The 22,072-nt window shown below is 58.5% G+C and carries 14 protein-coding genes and 1 pseudogene; 6 read left to right on the top strand and 9 right to left on the bottom strand.

What is annotated here, in order from left to right; all coding sequences use genetic code 11:
- Positions 1 to 75: 75 nt before the first annotated feature.
- Both NTD87_RS21880 and NTD87_RS21875 read right to left on the bottom strand, forming a co-directional pair.
- On the bottom strand, positions 76 to 933 hold the full coding sequence (locus NTD87_RS21880; protein WP_262116264.1) for a hypothetical protein: 858 nt from the start codon (positions 931 to 933) through the stop codon (positions 76 to 78).
- 201 nt (positions 934 to 1,134) lie between these two features.
- A pseudogene (locus NTD87_RS21875) lies at positions 1,135 to 1,443 on the bottom strand (solute carrier family 23 protein); the annotation flags it as partial.
- A 550-nt stretch (positions 1,444 to 1,993) separates the two neighbouring features.
- On the opposite strand from NTD87_RS21875, the gene NTD87_RS27895 reads away from it, so the two are divergent.
- Together NTD87_RS27895 and NTD87_RS21870 are read left to right on the top strand one after the other, a co-directional pair.
- The gene (locus NTD87_RS27895; RefSeq protein WP_315975335.1) at positions 1,994 to 2,275 is read left to right on the top strand and encodes a zeta toxin family protein; all 282 of its coding nucleotides are present in this window, start codon (positions 1,994 to 1,996) and stop codon (positions 2,273 to 2,275) included.
- On the top strand, positions 2,259 to 2,969 hold the full coding sequence (locus tag NTD87_RS21870; RefSeq protein ID WP_315975334.1) for a zeta toxin family protein: 711 nt from the start codon (positions 2,259 to 2,261) through the stop codon (positions 2,967 to 2,969). The genes NTD87_RS27895 and NTD87_RS21870 overlap by 17 nt, the downstream gene beginning before the upstream one ends.
- A gap of 50 nt (positions 2,970 to 3,019) precedes the next feature.
- Here the strand turns inward: NTD87_RS21870 and NTD87_RS21865 are convergent, their stop codons facing one another.
- The 3 genes from NTD87_RS21865 to NTD87_RS21855 form a co-directional block, all read right to left on the bottom strand.
- Positions 3,020 to 4,867 carry an amidohydrolase gene (locus tag NTD87_RS21865; RefSeq protein ID WP_262116376.1) on the bottom strand — a complete coding sequence of 616 codons (1,848 nt, stop codon included), beginning with the start codon at positions 4,865 to 4,867 and terminating at the stop codon, positions 3,020 to 3,022.
- A gap of 308 nt (positions 4,868 to 5,175) precedes the next feature.
- Positions 5,176 to 5,490, bottom strand: a complete 315-nt coding sequence (locus NTD87_RS21860) for an SCP2 sterol-binding domain-containing protein (RefSeq protein WP_262116262.1) — start codon at positions 5,488 to 5,490, stop codon at positions 5,176 to 5,178.
- 50 nt (positions 5,491 to 5,540) lie between these two features.
- Positions 5,541 to 6,251 carry a histidine phosphatase family protein gene (locus NTD87_RS21855; RefSeq protein ID WP_262116261.1) on the bottom strand — a complete coding sequence of 237 codons (711 nt, stop codon included), beginning with the start codon at positions 6,249 to 6,251 and terminating at the stop codon, positions 5,541 to 5,543.
- A gap of 205 nt (positions 6,252 to 6,456) precedes the next feature.
- On the opposite strand from NTD87_RS21855, the gene sohB reads away from it, so the two are divergent.
- On the top strand, positions 6,457 to 7,479 hold the full coding sequence (gene sohB, locus NTD87_RS21850; protein WP_262116260.1) for a protease SohB: 1,023 nt from the start codon (positions 6,457 to 6,459) through the stop codon (positions 7,477 to 7,479).
- Positions 7,480 to 7,691: 212 nt separating this feature from the next.
- Positions 7,692 to 11,618, top strand: a complete 3,927-nt coding sequence (locus NTD87_RS21845; protein ID WP_262116259.1) for a dermonecrotic toxin domain-containing protein — start codon at positions 7,692 to 7,694, stop codon at positions 11,616 to 11,618.
- A 45-nt stretch (positions 11,619 to 11,663) separates the two neighbouring features.
- Here the strand turns inward: NTD87_RS21845 and NTD87_RS21840 are convergent, their stop codons facing one another.
- Positions 11,664 to 12,158 (bottom strand): DUF934 domain-containing protein, encoded by a 495-nt coding sequence (locus NTD87_RS21840; protein ID WP_262116258.1) that lies wholly within the window; start codon positions 12,156 to 12,158, stop codon positions 11,664 to 11,666.
- The gene (locus NTD87_RS21835; RefSeq protein WP_262116257.1) at positions 12,142 to 13,800 is read right to left on the bottom strand and encodes a nitrite/sulfite reductase; all 1,659 of its coding nucleotides are present in this window, start codon (positions 13,798 to 13,800) and stop codon (positions 12,142 to 12,144) included. Before NTD87_RS21835 ends, NTD87_RS21840 begins: the two co-directional genes overlap by 17 nt.
- Positions 13,801 to 14,320: 520 nt before the next feature.
- On the opposite strand from NTD87_RS21835, the gene NTD87_RS21830 reads away from it, so the two are divergent.
- Positions 14,321 to 15,406, top strand: coding sequence for an ABC transporter substrate-binding protein (locus NTD87_RS21830; RefSeq protein WP_262116256.1), 1,086 nt, complete (start codon positions 14,321 to 14,323; stop codon positions 15,404 to 15,406).
- Positions 15,407 to 15,413: 7 nt separating this feature from the next.
- Here the strand turns inward: NTD87_RS21830 and NTD87_RS21825 are convergent, their stop codons facing one another.
- Positions 15,414 to 15,632, bottom strand: coding sequence for a DUF2970 domain-containing protein (locus NTD87_RS21825; RefSeq protein ID WP_262116255.1), 219 nt, complete (start codon positions 15,630 to 15,632; stop codon positions 15,414 to 15,416).
- 195 nt (positions 15,633 to 15,827) lie between these two features.
- Complete coding sequence (gene metH, locus NTD87_RS21820) at positions 15,828 to 19,538, bottom strand: methionine synthase (protein WP_262116254.1); 3,711 nt, start codon at positions 19,536 to 19,538, stop codon at positions 15,828 to 15,830.
- Between the two features lie 155 nt (positions 19,539 to 19,693).
- On the opposite strand from metH, the gene NTD87_RS21815 reads away from it, so the two are divergent.
- Positions 19,694 to 21,985: a fatty acid cis/trans isomerase gene (locus NTD87_RS21815; RefSeq protein WP_262116253.1), complete on the top strand. Its 2,292-nt coding sequence runs from the start codon at positions 19,694 to 19,696 to the stop codon at positions 21,983 to 21,985.
- The last annotated feature ends 87 nt before the right edge of the window (positions 21,986 to 22,072 follow it).

The raw sequence follows: 22,072 nt of genomic DNA, 5'->3' as shown, positions 1-22,072 counted from the left end.
TGCGGTTATTATCCATGGAGTGGATAAGCGCGATGCAATTGTCTGTGTAAGACAGTGTGCCTTCTGATTGGAGGCTTACAGATGCCATTCCAAGTTCAGAAATGGCGTATTGGCCTCGGTGCCAGGTGTGTAGGCAGAGTTATTACCGAACTTGTTATTCCAATATTCGTAACCCACCCCGGCAAAGAAGGTATCTTTCTTGCCGAAAGTCAGCTGGCCCACGTCCACCAGCAAGGAGGCGTGCACGAGCGTCTCGCTCACGGTGTCGTTACCGAAGCCGTCCTTACCCTTGGGGGGGATGAAGTTGGCAAAGCCCTTGAACTTGAGCGGTACCGAACCGAGCTGGAATGGAATGCCCCAGGCGGTTTCCAGGTAGTAAGTGTCGTTGAAACGGACATTGTGCTCCTGGGCGAACGACAAGCCATTGTGGTTGCTCTCGGAGCGGTACATCACACTCAAGTCCCAGAAACCCGGCACATCGAAATTGATAGTCGGGCCGATGACGAGCATGCGTTTTGCCGGCGCGAAGGCAGTGTTTTTGGTGTTCCAGTCGACGCCACCCGACAGTGACCAGTCCCGAACGGGTCCCCACTTGAAGTCATGGCCGGAAATTTTGTTGAGTGAAAGTTGATGGCGATATATCGCATACACCTCAGTCGCGCCTTTGTCGCCACCGTCGGCCGGATCGTGTTTATCGGAAAAGAGTACCTGTACGTCGAGGAAGTTGCTGCCGTATTTGTATCCATCAACATGCGTGAACTCGACGATATTCTTGGCTATCGGACCATCGATACCCGGCTCAGCGAAGCGGGTGCCATACAAGTAACTAATGGAGTTGTCGCTCCAATCGGCCGCTTGCACTGAAGTGGCGGCACTCAATAACAGTGCACTGATGGCAAAGGTCTGGCGGAGAAGCAACTTACGGCTCTGCATCTTCTATTTCCTTGAGTAGTCGTCCATCTCGGCTAAATGGACTTTTTTATATTTGCCGAGGAAAACTCGCAGTTGTACAAATAGTCTGGGGGTAGGTTCAAACTGCGCACCGCTGTGACGGCGGTGCGCAGGGCTCAGTCTGGCCTAGACACTACTGACGGTATTCGTCGCTTTCGCATCGGGCGGGCGATGAGAGTGGTGTGCCTCTAAAACCTCGGTCACCAGAGCAATCGTGGTGATCACGATGCCCGTCACCAGCGGCAGCTGACAGCCGAAAAACGGCAAGCCGAGGGTCTGCAACAATGTCGCCAGCCCCCCCGCGAACAGTGACGCGGCGATCAGCAGACCGATGTCCGCCGCAGAAAGCCCTGCCGCCTGGCCGATGATCAGCGGTACCGCGACGATACCGCCGTACAGGGTCAACACGGGCTGAAGGCCATAAGCCACATTCGCGCCGATCCCGAGATTTTCATCCTCAGGCCGTTGTTGTGAAACAAGAGGCGTTTTCATGGTGAGGGGTGCTCTGTTTTTATTATGGGCGACACTGTATTCAATAAAGCAACATATTGTCCAATAAATTGTATACAAGAATTAAGCCTGTGGCTGTAGATCGGCACGGAGGGGTGTCAGCTGGCCTGCTGAACATTGGCGAAAATCGAGTCTGAAACCCTGATTATTGCTTGGACGCAGGCACAGCAAGGCGTTGTAGCCTGTGATGGAGGTTGCGTGGGCAAGCATAAACGCCCGTAGCAGCTGCCGAGCCCGCGAGGCTGCGTTCGGCCGCGAAGCGGTCGTAAAATCAGGCAACACGTTCGTTCAGGCGAACCGCGTATGCAGGGTTGGCGAGGACTGCGTCCTCGAACGCAGCCTCGCGGGCTCGACAGCTGCTACGGGTACGGGCGCGGCTCTACACCTTTTGTTTTGAAGCAAGTAACAAGGCAGTTCTGGTGCACCCGCAGGTGTTATCTATGTAGGGCCTCAAGTGGATGGCCGGGGCATAAAGTGACCCTCGATCTTCAGGCAAGAAGATCGAACATCCACTTAAAGGGAATTAACCAACGTGCCGGATAGCAATCAATATTCACACACAGACGAACAGGTAAACGCGGCGTTTTCAGAGATCAGCGCGAGTTTGTTCGAAGGCAAGGTCATCAATGCCACCAACCCGAAAATGCTGGTCGTGGCGGGTATCCAGGGCTCGGGGAAAACCTGGTTGCTGGAAGAGTCGTTACTGAAAACAGGCAGGTACTCGAACTACATCAGACTGCATCTACCCGAGTTCCGCAAAAAACATCCTCAGTATTCGCAGATGGAGGCCCACGGGGGTGTTGCACGCGTATGAACACACCGAGGCTTTTGTGCGAGCAGTGTGCGCGAAAATCTTCGAAAAAGCCTATACCGAGAAATACAGCATCATCATGGAGTCGGCGCTGGATTCGGCAGATTTCGCGGCATTCCCACCGATGGCCGTGTCAGCCGGTTATCAGTTTGAAGTGCATGTGGTGGCCTGTAAAAAAGAGTTCACCCATTTGTCGACGATCACCCGTGGCCTCAAGAGCCTTCAAGACAAGCAACTGGAGCGCTTCCTGAATCTCTCGGAGCTTGAAGCGAGTCTGGGCAATGCACAGACGGTACTGAATGCCTTCGAAGAGGCGTGTGCGCAGAAGGTCGGCTCTGAAATCACTCTGTACGAGCGCGGGTTCGGCGAGCTGAAAAACCGCAAGGTCGTCTGTCGCAGCCTATGCGATGCAATCGGTCAGTTGGCCCCGCAATCGGTACTCGATCATAAGGGCACCACGGTCGCCGTCGCCGACAACCCGGTCGCGATCGAGCGAGCCCCCGACAAGACTTCGCGTACCTGTTACGCGGCCTACAACAGCATTGTGAATGCCGAGGTCAGCCTGCGACGTGATCGCCGGGAAATGGTCTGGGATTGCCAGCTAGCGCTGCTGGATGCGCCACGCCTGAGCAATCAGGTTCCCGGTTTCGTCTACACCGATCTGGTCAGTTACGTGATCAAGCATTTACATCATTGATTGGCTGACAGGAAGCCCGCCATTGGCGGGCTCTCTGTCGAACGCATCGGTCAAAACGCAAAGCACGAACAGCCAAACGCGCCCCAGAAGCCCTGGAAATCGCTGACCGGCACCGACGACATTCGGGCTCGCTCATGGCTGTGGGCATGCACCACGCAGGCGCCGGCACACTGGTGAACCATGGAAGTCATTGGCGCCAAGGGTTTCCAGTGCCCTGGCACGTTCACCACCGGTGACCAGTCCGGCATGACCGGCAAACGCGGCGGGCCGAGTTTTTCGAATTCGAGGCTGCCATACACCACTTTGCCGTCGACCACGGTCAGTACCGATTCAATCCATTTGATCGCTTCGTCGTCGACGCTGAAGTAGTCGGCAGACAACGCCACCAGATCGGCCAGTTGCCCGACCTTGATCTGGCCCTTTGTGCCTTGCTCGGAGGAGAACCAGGCGCTGCCATGAGTGTAGAGTTCCAGCGCCGTGTCACGGCTCAGACCTTGCGGGTACAGCGCCAGACCGCCGACGGTGCGACCGCTGACCAACCAGTAGAGCGATGTCCACGGGTTGTAGCTGGAAACTCGGGTGGCGTCAGTGCCGGCACCGACCGGGATGCCTTCGGCGAGCATGCGCTGGATCGGCGGCGTGTGCTCGGCGGCCTTGGCACCGTAACGGTCGACAAAATACTCACCCTGGAAGGCCATGCGGTCTTGAATCGCAATGCCGCCGCCCAGTGCGCGAACCCGTTCGATGTTCTGCGGGGTGATGGTTTCGGCGTGATCGAAGAACCACGGCAGACCATCGAACGGGATATCGCGGTTAACCTTTTCGAACACGTCGAGCATCCGCGTGATCGATTCGTTGTAGGTGGCGTGCAAGCGAAATGGCCAGCGCTGCTCCACCAGATGGCGCACCACGGGCTCCAGTTCCTGCTCCATGGTCTGTGATAGATCGGGACGCGGTTCGAGGAAGTCTTCAAAGTCAGCCGCAGAGAACACCAGCATTTCGCCAGCGCCGTTATGCCGCAGGAAATCGTCACCCTGGCCGTAGTGCGAGGTGCTGGTCCAGTTCTTGAAATCGGTCAGCTCTTCCTTGGGTTTTTGGGTGAACAGGTTGTAGGCGATGCGCACGCTGAGCTGCTTGTCCTTCGCCAACTGCTGGATGACTTGATAGTCGTCCGGGTAATTCTGGTAGCCACCCCCTGCGTCAATGGCGCTGGTGACGCCCAGGCGATTGAGTTCGCGCATGAACTGCCGGGTCGAGTTGACCTGATACTCCAGCGGCAGCTTCGGCCCCTTGGCCAGGGTCGAGTACAGAATCATTGCGTTCGGGCGGGCGATCAGCATGCCCGTGGGGTCGCCATTGGCATCGCGCTGGATTTCGCCACCCGGTGGGTTCGGGGTGTTGCGGTTGTAGCCGACCACTTTCAGTGCCGCGCGGTTGAGCAGGGCGCGGTCATACAAGTGCAGCACGAACACCGGCGTGTCAGGCGCGGCTTTGTTCAGCTCTTCAATCGTCGGCAGGCGTTTTTCGGCGAACTGGAACTCGGTCCAGCCACCGACCACGCGCACCCATTGCGGTGCCGGTGTGCGATCAGCCTGTTCCTTGAGCAGGCGCAAGGCGTCGACCAGGGACGGCACACCTTCCCAGCGCAATTCGAGGTTGTAATTCAGCCCGCCGCGAATCAGGTGCAGGTGTGAGTCGTTGAGGCCAGGAATCACCGTGCGCTTTTGCAGGTCGATCACTTGCGTGCTGGCGCCGCGCAGGGGCATGACGTGCGCATCATTGCCGACGGCGATAAACCGCCCGTCCTTGATGGCGACCGCACTGGCCTGGGGGTTCTCCCGGTCCACCGTGTGCAAGCGCCCGTTGAACAGAATGAGATCGGCTGGGGTGTTGGTCATGCTGGTGCTCTCCGCAAGTAGAGGACTGGTCCAGGCACCGACGGCGCCTGCCGAAAGGCCTTGCAGTATGCTGCGGTGGGTGAAACCGTCATGGTCGTCAGGTGGGCTCACGGCGCTGTTCTCCGCAGGTATTCGGTCGAGCGAGCCGCCGGGTGCGTGACTCGCACGGCCAGCAAAGAATATAGACGGCAAATTCGAGGTCGATGCGTCGGGCAGGTAGATTTACGACCGGCAGAAACGACGAATCCCGCCATAAAGGCGGGATTCGTGTGTAGCCAGAGGGGCTCCCGAGGTTGGGAGCCGCCGTCTTAGCTCGGGAACAGCTCGGACAGTTTCATGGCCAGCATCATGTCGCCTTCAGCGCGCAGTTTGCCGCCCATGAACGCTTGCATGCCGTCGGTCGAACCGTCGACGATGCCTTCCAGGGTTTCGCCGTCCATGACCAGCGTCACTTGAGCGTCCGGATTTTCGCCTTCTTGCAGCTCGCAAGTGCTGTCTTTGACGATCAGCGAGAAGTTTTTGTCTTCGTCGATGCGGAAACCGAAAACCAGGTCCAGACCGGCAGCAGCGGCTGGGTTGAACTTGGCTTTCATTGCTTGTACGGCGTCAGCTACGGAGGTCATGGTTCGATCCTTTCATGAAGTGTTACAACAAGGGTCACAGTGATCCGGACTCAACGGAAAGTGATGAGTTCCGGGGCCTTCAGCAGTTGCAAATGTGCATGACTGTTGAAGGAAGCCAGCGCCACCTCGCGACCACGGAACTTCAGTTGGTTGAGCGAGGTGTTGACGATTTGCCAATTCAGTTCAAACGCCTGTCTGGCCGGCATTTGAGTAATCAGGTGGAGTAGGGCAGTGATGGTCCCGCCGGAGGTGAACACGGCGATTTTCTGGGTGTTGTCGGCCTGTTCGAGAATCCGTTGCAAGCCGGCCTGGACCCGCTCGACGAAGCCGAGCCAGCTTTCCAGGCCCGGTGGGTCGTACGTACCGGCCAGCCAGCGTTCTATGATCCGGGCAAAGATTCGCTGAAATTCGCCGCGATTCTGTGCAGCGTTGCGCAGGATGTGCAGGGCTTCAGGCTCTTCGGGCAACAGGTCGGGAAGCAGTGCGCGGATTACCGCGTCGGCGTCGAACTCGTTGAAAGCCGAATCGATTTCCAGGGGCGGCACCGGCAGGCCGACAGCGCCGAATTGCGCCAGGGCGCTGTTGGCGGTGTGTTGCTGGCGGCGCAGATCGCCCGACAGGCAGCGGTCGAAACTCAACCCCAGTTCAGCCAGGTGACTGCCGAGCACTTCTGCCTGACGAATACCGGTCGGCGACAGTACGTCGTAGTCGTCTGCACCGAAAGAGGCCTGGCCATGTCGAATCAAATAGATGCTGCCCACGTCCGCGTCATCCCGGTGCGCTGAAGGTTTTGCGAGGTTATGAGGATGCCGGTGAGCTGTCAATGAAAAAACATACGCTTGTTTGAAATGCTCGTTGGAGCCCCGTTACAGAAGGTTTCACGGCTGGCCGCAACGCGGTCGCATGGGTATGCTGGAGGTATCCGCGCCTGTGTGTTCAGCGGCGCACTGTCGTTAAGGAGTCAATGTGGATTTTCTTGCCGAGTACGCAAGTTTTCTGGCTAAAACCGTTACCCTGGTGGTCGCCATTCTGGTGGTCCTGGCCAGCTTTGCGGCGCTGCGCAGTAAAGGCCGGCGCAAGTTCGCGGGCCAGTTGCAGGTCAGTAAACTCAATGATTTCTACAAGGAACTGCGTGAGCGCCTGGAGCAGACACTGCTCGACAAGGATCAGCTCAAGGCCTTGCGTAAATCCGAAGCCAAGTCCGAGAAAAAGCAGAAGAAAAAACCGGAATCCAAACCCCGGGTGTTCGTGCTGGATTTCGACGGCGACATCAGGGCTTCGGCGACTGAAAGCCTGCGTCACGAAATTACCGCACTCTTGTCCCTGGCCACGCCCAAGGACGAAGTCGTGCTGCGGCTGGAAAGCGGCGGAGGCATGGTTCACAGCTACGGTCTGGCGTCTTCGCAACTGGCGCGTATTCGTCAGGCCGGTGTGCCATTGACCGTGTGCATCGACAAGGTCGCGGCCAGCGGCGGCTACATGATGGCGTGCATCGGCGAGAAGATCATCAGCGCGCCGTTTGCCATTCTGGGTTCGATCGGGGTGGTGGCGCAGTTGCCTAACGTCAATCGTCTGCTGAAAAAGCACGACATCGACTTTGAAGTCCTGACGGCTGGTGAGTACAAGCGCACCCTGACCGTGTTTGGCGAAAACACCGAGAAGGGCCGGGAGAAGTTCCAGGAAGACCTGGATGTGACTCACGAACTGTTCAAGAACTTCGTCTCACGCTACCGCCCGCAATTGGCCATCAATGAAGTGGCAACCGGTGAAGTCTGGTTGGGCGTTGCAGCGCTGGAAAAAAGACTGGTCGATGAACTGAAAACCAGCGATGAATACCTCGCCGAACGTGCCAAGGGCGCAGAGCTGTTTCACCTGCATTATGCCGAGCGCAAGAGCCTGCAAGAACGCGTCGGCCTGGCAGCCAGCGGTTCGATTGACCGCGTCTTGTTGACCTGGTGGAGTCGCTTGACCCAACAACGATTCTGGTAAGGAGCAGGGAACTCTCCAAGGCGAGCCGGTTATCGTGGCGTCGAGTGCAATGCTCGGCGCCGTATAGGTCCGTCGTGCTGGCGTTTGTTATCTGCATTTGAGCTCTTTTCAGACTGTCGCGTTTTCCAGCCGGATTGAAGACATTTCCTGCTTTTGTTTCGGCAGGCGGCGCATAAGCTTTCAACTCCCAAGTCAACTGCAAAGGATTGCAAATGATGGAGCTAGAGAGTCAACACCACCCTGCCATTGGCCAATTACCAGCTCAGAACAGACAGGCACTGTCGAGCCTGGCATTGGACACCGTATTGCCTTCAACCCCGAGCCAATATGCCGCGAAGCTGATCGAGGAGCGTTGGGGATCGGCCCCGTTGGCCGCTCGACTGGTCGATCTCAATTACGATTTCTATGGCTACCCCGCGCAACAGGGTGTGCAACAGGGTCGAGTCAGAAAATCGCAAAGCCTGGTACAGGCCTTACTGTCCAACTATCAGACCGTGGGCGCCGGTCGTTTCGGGGAAACGGCATTTGGCCTGTACACACCTCCTGCTGTGGGCCCGCAAGTCCGAATCGTCGAGATAGATCAGTCGATCAACCCTGACGGTGGGTTCCGGGACTACGAGGGCATCTACCGTCAGACCATCCCTCAGCTCTACGGTCCGAGCACTCAGCTAAAACTGCAGCCCGCTGAATTCAAGCAGTGGGTATGGGAGCTGGAGTTCAAGGACAAATACACCGCTTATGTGCATGCTGCCTGGCCTTCCGATGAGGTCTGTCTTGAGCCGCAAGGCTATCCGCTGCGCACCTCGGTCAAGACAGCGTTTGTCATGGCGGCATATCTGCAACATCAGGAAAACAGCCTGACGCGCGACGGACTCACATTGGCACTGCGGGCTGCCGGGTTCGATGCGCAGCAAGCGTGGGAGCAACTGACGGCTGAGCAATGGCAGGCCTGGGCGACAATCGAGTCTTCCATAGAGGCCTCGCGTCTGGTCATTTACCGTTATGTATCGAGCGATATCTGGAGCTTTCGGGAGAAAGCCAGTGAGCGGATTCTGCTTTATATCCCGGGAAATTCTTCTCCCTTCCACGAGTTTTCCGATCACAAGGCGTTGCACAGGTGGGTGGTCGAGGTGGGCAGGGACATTGCCAGGAAAGAGGCACTGGCAGCGCATTTTTCCGACGATGATCGGCAGGATGGTACGTTCCACGCCGGCGTGTTGACCGCGCTGGACGGCATGGCGATTTACCCCCGGCAACACCACCTGAAGAAAGGCCATGGTTTCTTCAACGATGATGGTTACTGGGATCCTGCCGATTACGTTTACTTCGAGGTGTCTTCGACGCCAACCGACCCCTTCGCCCAGTGGGTACTGGTGATGAAGCAAGCGGCCCAGGCCAGTATCGAAATCATTCGTGACGATGCCCAGGTCAATCGGGACGATTTGAGTGCGGTGGTCGAGCCCGTTGTGCAATGGATCAACAAATTTGGTCCCTTGGCGTTGTTCGTGCCGGGGGGCGAAGGTTTATTGGCGTTGGCCGGACTGATTGATGCCGGTTATGGGCTGGCTCAGGCGGTTGATGGCAAGACTCCTGATGAGCGCTCGGAAGGTATCACACGCATCGTATTCGGCTTGCTCAACGCCTTGCCACTGGTCGCAGCGGGTGCCGCCATCAAGACTGAAGAACACGTTGCCGTTGCCGGGTCAGAGCCGGACCTTGTGTCCGTGGTCACCGAGGAGCCCTCGCCTGGCGAGCGCCCGTTCGTGACCCGAGATGTCGCACCTCCCGCCCCGAGTGCCGATCGGGCAGCGCTGATGCGAGGGATCGGACCCAGTGTCCAGGCATTCAGCGATGAGGTACTGACCCAGATCGCTCATGTCAGTGCGGTGGACGATGACGTATTACGCCTGATACACGTGGGGCAGCGGGCACCGTCTCCGTTGCTGGCCGACACCATCAGTCGTTTCAGGATCGATCAGGATCTTGAGCATGCTCTTGCCACGTCGAACAGTGACACCGCGCTGGCAAAGCGAGCCGAACTGTTCAATAGCCGTTACCAGGCGCTCCAGCACTCGGAGCATGAATGGGTTCGGTTGTTCCAACAGCAATACCCTGGCTTGCCCAAAAGTGTCGTGGAGCAAATGCTCGACAGGTATGGTGTGGACTTCATGGTGCCGCCCGATGTTGTTGAAGCCGCAAATGTGTTCAAGCGCCTGGACAGCAAGGCCCGTCAGTATCAACAACATGTGCGGCTCAACCGGGCCTATGAAGGCCTTTATCTTCGCACGAGGGTCAATCCTGAATCGGACACACTGGCGTTGCACTCACTTGAGCGCCTGCCCGGTTGGCCGAAAGGCCTTCGAATCGAGGTGCTCGACCGTTCGATCAGTGGTCGGGTTGTGGATCGTTGCGGTCCGTTCGATGCACCCGATTGTCGTCGTCTGATCAAGACAGGTGACCGCTACCGGCGCTTCGATGCGTCCGTTCAGTCCGGCGAGGGCACCGACTTTTATGACGCGCTTCTCGGTCTTTTGTCCGAGGCGGAGCGTTCGGCGCTGCCATTGCAGTCTGTGGAGCAAGCCAGTGAGCTGCGGCTCAGCCTCGCCGATCGGGCATTGTCACGTTCCGAGCTGATGCTGGGGCTGGACAGGATGGACTCGGGGCTACCCTTTGAAGCAGGAGGATTACGTGGCGGCGGTTTCCCGGTGACGCTGCAGGGTGAAGCGCTGACGCACGAAGCAATGAGGCTGCAGGTCAAGGAACTCTACCCTGACTTCTCGGATGCTCAAGCCGACGAGTTGCTGCAACGCGCGGGCGCCGGTGCTCAGACGCACCTAGACGGATTGAGGCTCCAGGCCCTGCAACTCCATACGGATTTGACCCGCTGGATCAATCAGGCGGTGCACGACGCCGATGACATGGATATCGATTTTCTCGCCGTGGGCGACGTAGAGGCAGAGGGGCTGAACCCGATGCAAGTCGCAGCACACAACGTTGGTCTGCTTGAACACGTGGTGCAGTACGAGCGTGAAACCAGAGCTGAACTCGCTGACGAATTGATCGCTATCTGGCAAAAGCGCCCGCCGGACGCCAACCACCTCTATTCAGGTGAGGCGTTTGCAGGGTTCAAGCTGGATCTGGAGTTTGAGGACTATCACCGATTGCCCGCACTGAACGTTCGGTTCAACGAGGTTATCGAGTTGTCGATGCGAGGTTTGCACCTGGTCGAGCATGAGAGTTTGAATGGTTTTATCGAGTGTTTTCCAAATCTTCGAACCTTGAGTCTGGAGGGTGTTGACCTGCGACTGCCCAACGCTGATGGGGAACTGGAAAGTGTTTTGCCACCTGTGATCCCCCAACTGAGCCATCTGACCACGTTGAACCTGAAAGCCACTTTCCTGGCATTCAGGGAGAACAGCGCCTCGCAGTTGAGCGAACTGGTCAACCTGCAAACACTGGATCTGAGTGACAACCCTTTGGGTGTCTCACCGGTGGTGCTGGGGATGAAAGAATTGCGTCAGCTGAATCTGAGAAACACCCGGATCACCACGTGTCCGATCGGCATCATGGACCCGCCGTACCTGACCTCTCTGGACTTACGCGACAACCGGATCACCCGGGTCTCGCAGGCCGTATTGAATCAGGCTGTGGCTCGAGATCGCGTAAAACTCTGGGGGAATCCGCTTACGGACGAGGACACGCTGTTGCGCCTTGTCAGTCATCGTGAGAGCACGGGCATCAATCTGTGGTTGAGTGCACCGGGCCCCGATTATGGCAGCGCAGTGGTGTGGTTGCGCGAGGGTGAAGAGGGGCCGCGGCAGGCCAGGCAATTGATCTGGCAGCGGTTGGCCGCAAGGCCTTCGGGCACTCGGTTTTTACGGGTAATGGATGGGTTGAGCCTGACTGCGGATTTTCAGGTCAATTACCTGGAGCTGCAAGCGAGGGTGTGGCAACTATTGCGCGAAGTGGATGAATCGGACGAGTTGTGGGGCTGGTTGAGCCAGTATGTCGAAACTGCCGCGGTCGACGCCGAGAATCCGTTTACGACTTTCACAATGCTGGAAGATCGTGCCCGGCTACACAGGGACTGGGTGTCCATGGGGCGGCCGTTTCCGATAGGCACGGAGCAGGCGCTGTAAAAATGGCCAACCTTGAACCCCATTGCGGGGTTCAAGGTATGAGGGTCAACGGCGACGGAACAGCGGCAGCGGTTCGTCGGTGGCGGCCTGGTAGGTCACCGAGAAGTCCTTGAGGCTTTCCAGGGCTTCGTACGGGTCTTTGTCGGCGCGCAATGCATAAGCATCGAAACCGCAGCGGTGCAGGTAGAACAACTGGTCGCGCAGCACATCGCCAATCGCTCGCAGTTCACCCTTGTAACCGTAACGGTCACGCAGCAGGCGGGCGTTGGAGTAGTTGCGCCCGTCGGTGAAAGCCGGGAAATTCAGGGCAATGACCTGAAAGTGCGCGACGTCATCACCGATTTCTTCGGCTTCTTCATCGGCGTCCAGCCATACGCCAAGACCACCATCGCGGGCCTTGAGGGCGTGAGCGTGATCACGCCACAGGGCCAGCGGCACGATCAGGTCGTCGCAGTTGGAAATACCGTCGAGGGTCGCGTCCTTGGGCATCAAGTGCCAGGTTTCGTCGACAACTTCGTTGTTCTTAATGATTCGCTGCATAGACGCGTTCCTTGAAGAGGTCGATGCCGATACGTTGATAGGTGTCGATGAAGCGCTCGTCTTCGGTACGTTGTTCCACGTACACGTCGATCAGCTTCGAGATCACGTCCGGCATGTCGTCCTGGGCGAAGGACGGGCCGAGGATCTTGCCAAGACTGGCGTCACGGCTGGCGCTGCCGCCGAGGGAGACCTGGTAGAACTCTTCACCTTTCTTGTCCACCCCGAGGATGCCGATGTGGCCGACGTGGTGGTGACCACAGGCATTCATGCAGCCGGAGATGTTCAGGTCCAGTTCGCCGATGTCGAACAGGTAGTCCAGGTCGTCGAAGCGACGCTGGATGGCTTCGGCGATCGGGATCGACTTGGCGTTGGCCAGGGAGCAGAAGTCGCCGCCCGGGCAGCAGATGATGTCGGTCAGCAGGCCGATGTTCGGCGTAGCGAAACCTTGCTCGCGCAATTCACCCCACAGGGCGAACAATTGGTTCTGCTCGACGTCAGCCAGAATGATGTTCTGCTCGTGGGAGGTGCGCAGCTGGCCAAAGCTGTAGCGGTCGGCCAGGTCGGCAACGCCATCGAGCTGCTTGTCGGTCAGGTCGCCTGGCGCAACGCCGGTCGGCTTGAGCGACAGGGTCACGGCCACATAACCCGGCTTCTTGTGAGCCAGGGTATTGCGGGTGCGCCAGCGGGCAAAGCCTGGATGTTGCTGGTCGAGTTCAGCCAGTTCTGCCGTCTGATCGTTCAGGACTTTGTAGTCCGGATCGACGAAGTGCTTGGAGACGCGATGAACTTCAGCTTCGGTCAGCGTGGTCTGGCCACCGCGAAGGTGTTCCATTTCCGCGTCGACTTTCTGCGCGAAGACTTCAGGCGTCAGGGCCTTGACCAGAATCTTGATCCGCGCCTTGTACTTGTTGTCGCGACGGCCATAGCGGTTGTACACACGCAGGATGGCGTCGAGGTAGCTCAACAGGTCTTGCCACGGCAGGAATTCATTGATGAACGCGCCGACGACCGGCGTACGACCGAGACCGCCACCGACCAGCACGCGGAAACCCAGTTCGCCTGCGGCGTTGTGCACGGGCTCAAGGCCGATGTCATGCACTTCGATGGCTGCGCGGTCCGACGTCGAGCCGTTGATGGCGATCTTGAACTTGCGCGGCAGGTAGGCGAATTCCGGGTGGAAGGTCGTCCACTGACGGACGATTTCGCACCAGGGACGCGGGTCGATCAACTCGTCGGCAGCGACACCGGCGAACTGATCGGTGGTGACGTTGCGCAGGCAGTTGCCGCTGGTCTGGATCGCGTGCATCTGCACGGTCGCAAGCTCAGCCAGGATGTCCGGAATGTCTTCCAGCGCCGGCCAGTTGAACTGTACGTTCTGCCGGGTACTGATGTGGGCGTAGCCCTTGTCGTAGTCGCGGGCGATCCTGGCCATCATTCGCGCCTGGCGCGAAGTCAGTTGGCCATAAGGCACGGCAACCCGCAGCATCGGGGCGAAGCGCTGGATGTAAAGGCCATTTTGCAGGCGCAGGGGGCGGAATTCTTCTTCGCTCAGTTCGCCTGCCAGATAGCGTCGGGTCTGATCACGGAACTGCTTGACGCGGTCCTCGATGATCCGCTGATCGTACTCGTCGTATACGTACATATAAGTCCTGTTCTCAGGCTTGGGCCAATCAGAAACAGCTGCGTTTCTCGCTCGCTTGATTCGGATACTGCCTTGGCAATTCTGCGCGCACGGCCGCGCACTCCCCACGGAGCCGAGGCAAGATACCAGTTTGCGTTTATGCGCAAAAGTGATGTTTGAGTATATGTAAAGAACCAAATGGACTAATGAGATTGGTTATTGTCTTACCCACATTTGTGGTGCGGGCAATCCTCGACTTAACTGTGCTCGTGTCCTTATGCAATCACCGATAAAACCGACAAGAGGCGATGCAATGAGCAACCCAACCAAAGCACGGAAAAGCGATAGCAGTGTCGACGCATGGGCCATTCTGTTCCTGATTCTCCTGGTAGTGGGCACTGCGGTGTTCTGGGTCAGCCATCAGTAAGTAAGCGTGTCCGAGCCCTGTTCCGACGATTGTCGGACAAAACGCTAATTAATCGCGATTTGCCAGTATTTCGCCGGCTATAATGCGCGCTAATTTCCGGGGCTCGGATATTCAATGTTCAAGTTTCTCTGTGGGGTGTTGCTGACGGTTTGCGCGGTCTATGGATCGGGTACGCAAGCGGCGTCGGTGTTGTTCCTGAACCCCGGAACGTCTTCGGAAACCTTCTGGCTCAGCTATACGCAATTCATGCAGGCCGCCGCCAGGGATCTGGGCATGGACCTGCAGGTGCAGTATTCCGAGCGCGTGGCTGAAACCACGATCAAACAGGCCCGTGAGGCCCTACAAGGGCCAAAGCGTCCGGACTACCTGGTGTTCACCAACGAGCAATATGTTGGGCCGGAAATTTTGCGGCTGTCCCAGGGCAGCGGCGTGAAGCTGTTTCTTGTCAATAGTGCGCTAACCGCCGATCAACTGGCGTTGCTTGGCAATCGCGACGAAAAGTACCCCAACTGGATCGGCAGTCTGGTGCCCAACGATGAGGAGGGCGGTTACCTGATGCTCAAGGAGTTGATCCGCCTGCATCCTCCCGTCGCCCCAGGCCAGAAACTTGAGTTGTTGGCGTTTGCCGGTTTGAAAATCACTCCCGCGTCGCAATGGCGTGAAAAGGGCATGATGCGGGCGCTGCGCGAGCATCCCGAGGTGAGTTTGCGGCAATTGGTATATGGCGCCTGGAACCGTCAGCGATCTCATGAGCAGGCGACGTTGCTGTTCAAACGCTATCCGAAGACGTCGCTTATCTGGGCGGCCAACGATGAAATGGCGTTCGGGGCGATGCAGGCTTATGAAGAAGCAGGCGGCACGCCGGGCAAGGGCGCGCTGTTCAGCGCCGTCAATACATCACCGCAAGCCTTGCAGGCACTGCTGGATGGTCGCCTCAGCGTATTGCTGGGCGGGCACTTCAGCCTGGGCGGTTGGGCGCTGGTGGAGTTGCATGACTATGATCAGGGCGTCCACGTCGATCGATATGGTGGACGCGACCGACAAGTCCCGCTGTTGCAGTTGATTGATCGGGCGCAGGCCAAGCGTTTGTTGGCTATGGGTGCCACTCAGGATTACGGCGTGAACTTGCGCAGCCTTTCGGCCAAAAATCGCCCCTTGAGCTATCGATACCCGTTCAGCCTGCAAACCCTCATGCACTGACGGCGGGCTAGACCCCGGCCAGATGCAAGACCAGTTTCACTATGCCGAACAGCATCAGCGCAAAGACTGCCGTGAACAGAATGCCTAAAATCACGAAATGACTGGGTTTGCCGTGCGTGAAGTCGCGGGCGCGGTTCTTGCCACTTTGCACGCCGAATGCCGCCGCCATCACGCTGTGCAGCATCTGCCAGAAAGTGGGTGGTTTGTTGTCGGCTGGATCGTCCATAAATCCCTCGTCACACGGAGTGTATGAGGCAAGCATAGACAATCCACGGCATGCACAAATCAAATGTGGGAGCGAGCCTGCTCGCGATAGCGTACTGACAGTCGACATCAATGTTGACTGAAGGGTACTCATCGCGAGCAGGCTCGCTCCCACTGGGGGTTCTGTTGGCCACAGTATTGTGGCTAACAGGGCAACTTAGTTGTCGTAACCCAGATTCGGCGCCAACCAGCGCTCACTCACGCTCAGCTCCTGACCTTTACGCGCGGTGTAGCTCTGCACCTGATCCTTGTCGACCTTGCCCACGGCAAAGTACTGCGCCTGCGGGTGGGCGAAGTACCAGCCGCTGACGGCCGCCGCCGGGAACATCGCGTAATGTTCGGTGAGGAACACCCCGCTGCGACCGGCGTGCATTTCACTGGCCTCAGGATCCAGCAGTGAGAACAGCGTGCCTTTCTCGGTGTGATCCGGGCAGGCCGGGTAGCCGGGGGCAGGGCGGATGCCGGTGTATTGCTCTTTGATCAGCGCCTCGTTGTCGAGGGTCTCGTCCTTGGCGTAACCCCAGTAGTTTTTACGAACCTGCTGGTGCAACCATTCGGCACAGGCCTCGGCCAAGCGGTCGGCCAGCGCCTTGACCATGATCGAGTTGTAGTCGTCGCCAGCGTCCTGGTAGGCCTTGGCAACTTCTTCGGCGCCGATCCCGGCGGTGGTGATGAAACCACCGACATAGTCAGTAATGCCGCTGTCTTTCGGCGCGACGAAGTCGGCCAGGGAGAAGTTCGGCTTGCCGTCGGTCTTGATGATCTGCTGGCGCAGGTGATGCAAGCGGGCCAACGGCTTGCCGTCGTCGCCATAGACTTCCAGGTCATCGTCGTGCACTTGATTGGCCGGCCAGAAGCCAAACACCGCACGGGCGCTGATGAGCTTCTCGTCGATCAGTTTGGCGAGCATTTCCTGGGCGTCGGCGTACAGTGCGGTGGCGGCTTCACCGACCACTTCGTCCTGGAGAATGCGCGGAAATTTTCCGGCCAGGTCCCAGGAGATGAAAAACGGCGTCCAGTCGATGTACTCGGCCAAAACCTTCAAGTCGATGTTGTCCAGCACCTTGGCGCCGGTGAAGGTCGGCTTGACTGGCTCGTAAGCACTCCAGTCGAACTGCGGCTTCTTGGCGATCGCTGCCGGGTAGCTCAAGCGCTCGGTACGGGCGCTGCGATTGGCCGTACGCTCGCGGACTTCGACATATTCCTCGCGAGTTCTCTCGACGAAACCGGCCTTCAATTCCTTGGACAGCAACTGGGTGGCCACGCCGACGGCGCGCGAGGCGTCGGTCACGTAGACCACCGCGTCGTTGCTGTACTTGGGTTCGATCTTCACCGCCGTGTGAGCCTTGGAGGTGGTCGCGCCACCGATCATCAGCGGCAGGTGGAAGTCCTGGCGCTGCATCTCGCGGGCCACGTGGACCATCTCGTCCAGCGAAGGCGTGATCAAACCGGACAGGCCGATGATGTCGCACTTCTGTTCTTTGGCCACTTGCAGGATCTTCTCGGCCGGCACCATCACGCCGAGGTCGACGATGTCATAGCCGTTACAGCCCAGCACTACGCCGACGATGTTCTTGCCGATGTCGTGCACGTCACCCTTGACCGTGGCCATCAGAATCTTGCCCTTGGCTTCCGGCTTGTCGCCTTTTTCCAGCTCGATGAACGGGATCAAGTGCGCCACGGCCTGCTTCATCACGCGGGCGGATTTCACCACCTGCGGCAAGAACATCTTGCCGGCACCAAACAGGTCGCCAACGATGTTCATGCCCGACATCAGTGGGCCTTCGATGACCTCGATCGGCCGGGCGAAGGATTGGCGCGACTCTTCGGTGTCTTCGACGATGTGGGTGGTGATGCCCTTGACCAGCGCATGCTCCAGACGCTTGTTGACGTCCCAGCTGCGCCACTCTTCGGTCTCGGCTTCCTTGACGCTGCCGTCGCCCTTGTACTTGTCGGCAATGGCGAGGAGGGCGTCGGTGCCGTTCGGGGTGCGGTTGAGCACCACGTCTTCGACGGCGTCGCGCAGCTCGGCCGGGATCTGGTCGTAGATCTCCAACTGACCGGCGTTGACGATACCCATGGTCAAGCCATTGCGGATCGCATAAAGCAGGAACACCGAGTGGATTGCTTCACGCACCGGGTTGTTGCCACGGAACGAGAAAGACACGTTGGACACGCCGCCCGAGGTCAGCGCGTAGGGCAGTTCGTCACGGATATAGGCGCAGGCATTGATGAAGTCGACTGCGTAGTTGTTGTGCTCTTCGATGCCGGTGGCGACCGCGAAGATGTTCGGGTCGAAGATGATGTCTTCCGGCGGGAAGTCGACTTCGTTGACCAGAATGTCGTAGGAGCGTTTGCAGATTTCCTTCTTGCGCGCCTCGGTGTCGGCCTGGCCGGCTTCGTCGAAGGCCATCACCACCACGGCAGCACCGTAGCGCTTGCACAGTTTGGCGTGGTGAATGAACTGCTCGACGCCTTCCTTCATGCTGATGGAGTTGACGATGCCCTTGCCCTGGATGCATTTGAGGCCGGCTTCGATCACTTCCCATTTCGAGGAGTCGATCATGATCGGTACGCGAGAGATGTCCGGCTCGCCAGCAATCAGATTGAGGAAGGTCACCATGGCCTTCTTCGAATCGAGCATCCCTTCGTCCATGTTGATGTCGATCACCTGCGCGCCGGCTTCGACCTGCTGCAGGGCGACTTCCAGGGCTTCGGTGTAGTTGTCTTCACGGATCAGCCGGGCGAACTTGGCGGAACCGGTGATGTTGGTCCGCTCGCCGACGTTGACGAACAACGAGCTGCGATCGATGGTGAACGGTTCCAGGCCCGAGAGGCGGCAGGCCTTGGGGATGTCCGGAATCTGCCGTGGCGCATAGCCGGCGACGGCTTTGGCGATAGCTTCGATGTGCCCCGGTGTGGTGCCGCAGCAGCCGCCGACGATGTTCAGGAAACCGCTTTGGGCGAATTCTTCGATGACCTTGGCGGTTTCTACCGGCAGCTCATCGTATTCACCGAATTCGTTCGGCAGACCGGCGTTCGGGTGCGCCGAAACGTAAGTGCTGGCCTTGTTCGACAGCTCTTCCAGGTACGGACGCAGCTCACGGGCGCCCAGGGCGCAGTTCAGGCCGACGGAAATCGGCTTGGCGTGGGCGATGGAGTTCCAGAAGGCTTCGGTGGTCTGGCCGGACAAGGTGCGGCCGGAGGCATCGGTGATAGTCCCGGAAATCATGATCGGCAGCTCGAAACCGACTTCCTCGAACACGCCTTGCACGGCGAAGATCGCGGCTTTGGCGTTCAAGGTGTCGAAAATGGTTTCGATCAGGATCAGGTCAGCCCCGCCTTCGATCAGGCCCTTGGTGGCCTCGGTGTAGTTTTCCACCAGTTCATCGAAGGTCACGTTGCGGTAGCCGGGGTTGTTCACGTCCGGCGACAGCGAGCAGGTGCGGCTGGTCGGGCCCAGGACACCGGCGACAAAGCGTGGTTTGTTGGGGGTTTCGAGGGTCTTGGCGTCCGCCACCTTGCGTGCAAGGCGTGCGCCTTCTACGTTTAACTCATACGCCAGGCCCTGCATGCCGTAGTCGGCCTGGGATACCTGTGTGGCGTTGAAGGTGTTGGTTTCCAGAATGTCGGCGCCGGCATCCAGGTATTGCTTCTCGATCGCCCCGATCACGTCCGGGCGACTCAGTACCAGCAAGTCGTTGTTGCCCTTGACGTCGCTTGGCCAGTCGGCAAAGCGTTTGCCACGGTAGTCCTGCTCCTCGAGCTTGTAGCTCTGGATCATCGTGCCCATGCCGCCATCGAGAATCAGGATGCGCTCTTTAAGGGCTTGCTTGAGGACGTGTAGGCGAGCACTGCGATCGGACATAGGACTACCTGGTAAGGCCATAACGAAGGTCCGGGATGATAGCAAACCTGTGCGCTTTTAGAGTATGAGCTGTTTTTGCATGAATATCGCTCATGTTGGTGGGAGGGCCAGATCGGTAGAATCGTGACGTTTTGTTCATGATCGGGACCAGGGACATGTCGCATCGCGTTTTCATCAGCCTCTTTGTGCTGCTTATAAGCAGTACCGCCACAGCACAAGGCACGGCGCCGGCGATCTCCTACACCCGCGACATTCAGCCGATCTTCACTGAAAAATGCGTGGCCTGCCATGCCTGCTATGACGCCGCCTGTCAGCTCAACCTGGGCAGTGGCGAGGGCGCGGCGCGGGGCGCGACCAAGATTGCGGTCTACGCTGGTGATCGCAGCCAGGCGTCGGAGCCGACACGGCTGTTCTATGACGCTTTTGGCAAGGCGGCCTGGCAACGCAAGGATTTTTACTCGGTACTCGATGCCCAGGGCAGTCAGGCTGCGCTGATGGCGCGGATGCTTGAGCTGGGGCACAGAACCCCGCTGCAACCCAATGCCAAGCTGCCGGAAGACATCGTGCTTGGGCTCGAGCGCGAGAACATGTGCCCGATGCCGGGGGAGTTTGAGGCCTATGCCCACGCCCATCCGAAAGAAGGTATGCCGCTGGCGGTGACGGGACTGACCGATCAGCAGTACCAGACGCTGCAACGCTGGCTGGCCTCCGGTGCGCCAATCGACCAGCAGGGCCTGGTCCCCAGCGCCAGGGAAGCCTTGCAGGTGGTGCAGTGGGAAAACCTGCTCAACGCACCGGGCGCCCGTGAAAGTCTGGTGGCACGCTGGTTGTTCGAGCACTGGTTTCTGGCTCATATCTACTTCAAGGACGGTGAGCCGGGGCACTTCTTCCAGTGGGTGCGTTCGCGCACACCGACGGGCCAGCCGATTGACCTGATCAACAGTCGCCGCCCTAACGATGATCCGGGCACCCGGGTGTATTACCGCCTGTGGCCGGTGCAAGGGGTGATCGTGCACAAGACGCATATCACCTATCCACTGAGCCCGGCGAAAATGGCCAGGATCAAAACCCTGTTCTACAACGGCAACTGGCAGGTCCACGCCTTGCCCGGTTATGGCCCGGAACGTCGCGCCAATCCGTTCGAGACTTTCCAGGCGATTCCGGCGCAGGCGCGTTATCAGTTCATGCTCGATAACGCCGAATACTTTGTGCGCACCTTTATTCGCGGCCCGGTCTGTCGTGGGCAGATCGCAACCGACGTGATCCGCGACAACTTCTGGGCCTTCTTCCAGGCGCCGGAGCACGACCTGTACATCACCGATCCGATATACCGCGGCAAGGCCACGCCGTTGCTGGCCATGCCCGGTCAGAATGACGATGTCGGCAGCGTGTTGAGCCTGTGGCACGCCTACCGCGACAAGCGTAACGAGTACGAAGCCTTGCGTCGTGACACCTACGCCGATGCGCCAGCGCCGAGTTGGTCGACCTTGTGGGCCGGCAACGACAACGCCTTGCTGAGCATCTTCCGGCATTTTGACAGTGCCTCGGTGAGCAAGGGCCTGATCGGTGAGGTGCCACAGACCATGTGGTTGTTCGACTTCCCGTTGCTGGAGCGCACCTATTATCAGTTGGCGGTCAACTTCGACGTGTTCGGCAACGTTTCCCATCAGGCACAGACCCGCCTGTATTTCGACTTGATCCGTAACGGCGCCGAGCAGAATTTCTTGCGCTTGATGCCGGCCGATTCGCGTAATGGCTATCTGGACGACTGGTATCAGAGCAGCGGCAAATTCAAGATGTGGCTGGATTATGAAAGCATCGACAACGACAAACCGACTGCACTGAATCTTGACGACAAAGACCCCAAGCGTGACTTTGCCCAGCAATTGCTGGCACGTTACGGCGACCTCAACGCCACGCCTGACCCAATCAACCGCTGCGACGGCGCCTATTGCTCGCGGCCCAATATCGATCCGGCCTTGCAGAATGCCGAGCAGGCGTTGAGCCGCCTGACCGCGCGCCCGGCGGCCGGGCTCAAGGTTATCGACCAACTGCCGGAAGCGACGATGCTGCGTATCGAAAGTCGTAGCGGCAAACGCGAGGTATACAGCCTGCTGCGCAACCGTGCCCACAGCAATGTGGCGTTCCTGCTTGGCGAGGCACTGCGCTATCAGCCAGGGCTGGACACCTTGACGATTTTTCCCGGCGTGCTCAGCAGCTACCCGAATTTCATGTTCAACATCCCGGCTGAACAAGTGCCGGAGTTTGTCGCTGCCATGGAGAATGCCAAGGACGCCCAAGGCTTCGAGAAGATCGTCGAGCGTTGGGGTATTCGTCGCAGTCATCCGCAGTTCTGGCAGTATTTCCACGACTTGAGTCAGTACATCCGCGAAACCGATCCGGTGGAAGAGGGCGTACTGGACATGAATCGCTACGAAAACCTGTGATCGACCGGTTCTTTCCCGACAAAAATACTAGGACTTTGTCCGGCGCGATGATTGGCGTAAACTGCGCCCAAGCCTGCGAGGAATTTC

It is taken from the genome of Pseudomonas sp. 6D_7.1_Bac1, from assembly GCF_025465945.1.
Classification (GTDB): domain Bacteria; phylum Pseudomonadota; class Gammaproteobacteria; order Pseudomonadales; family Pseudomonadaceae; genus Aquipseudomonas.
Note: the sequence above shows the minus strand (reverse complement) of the source record. Positions and strands in the feature narration are given on the sequence as shown.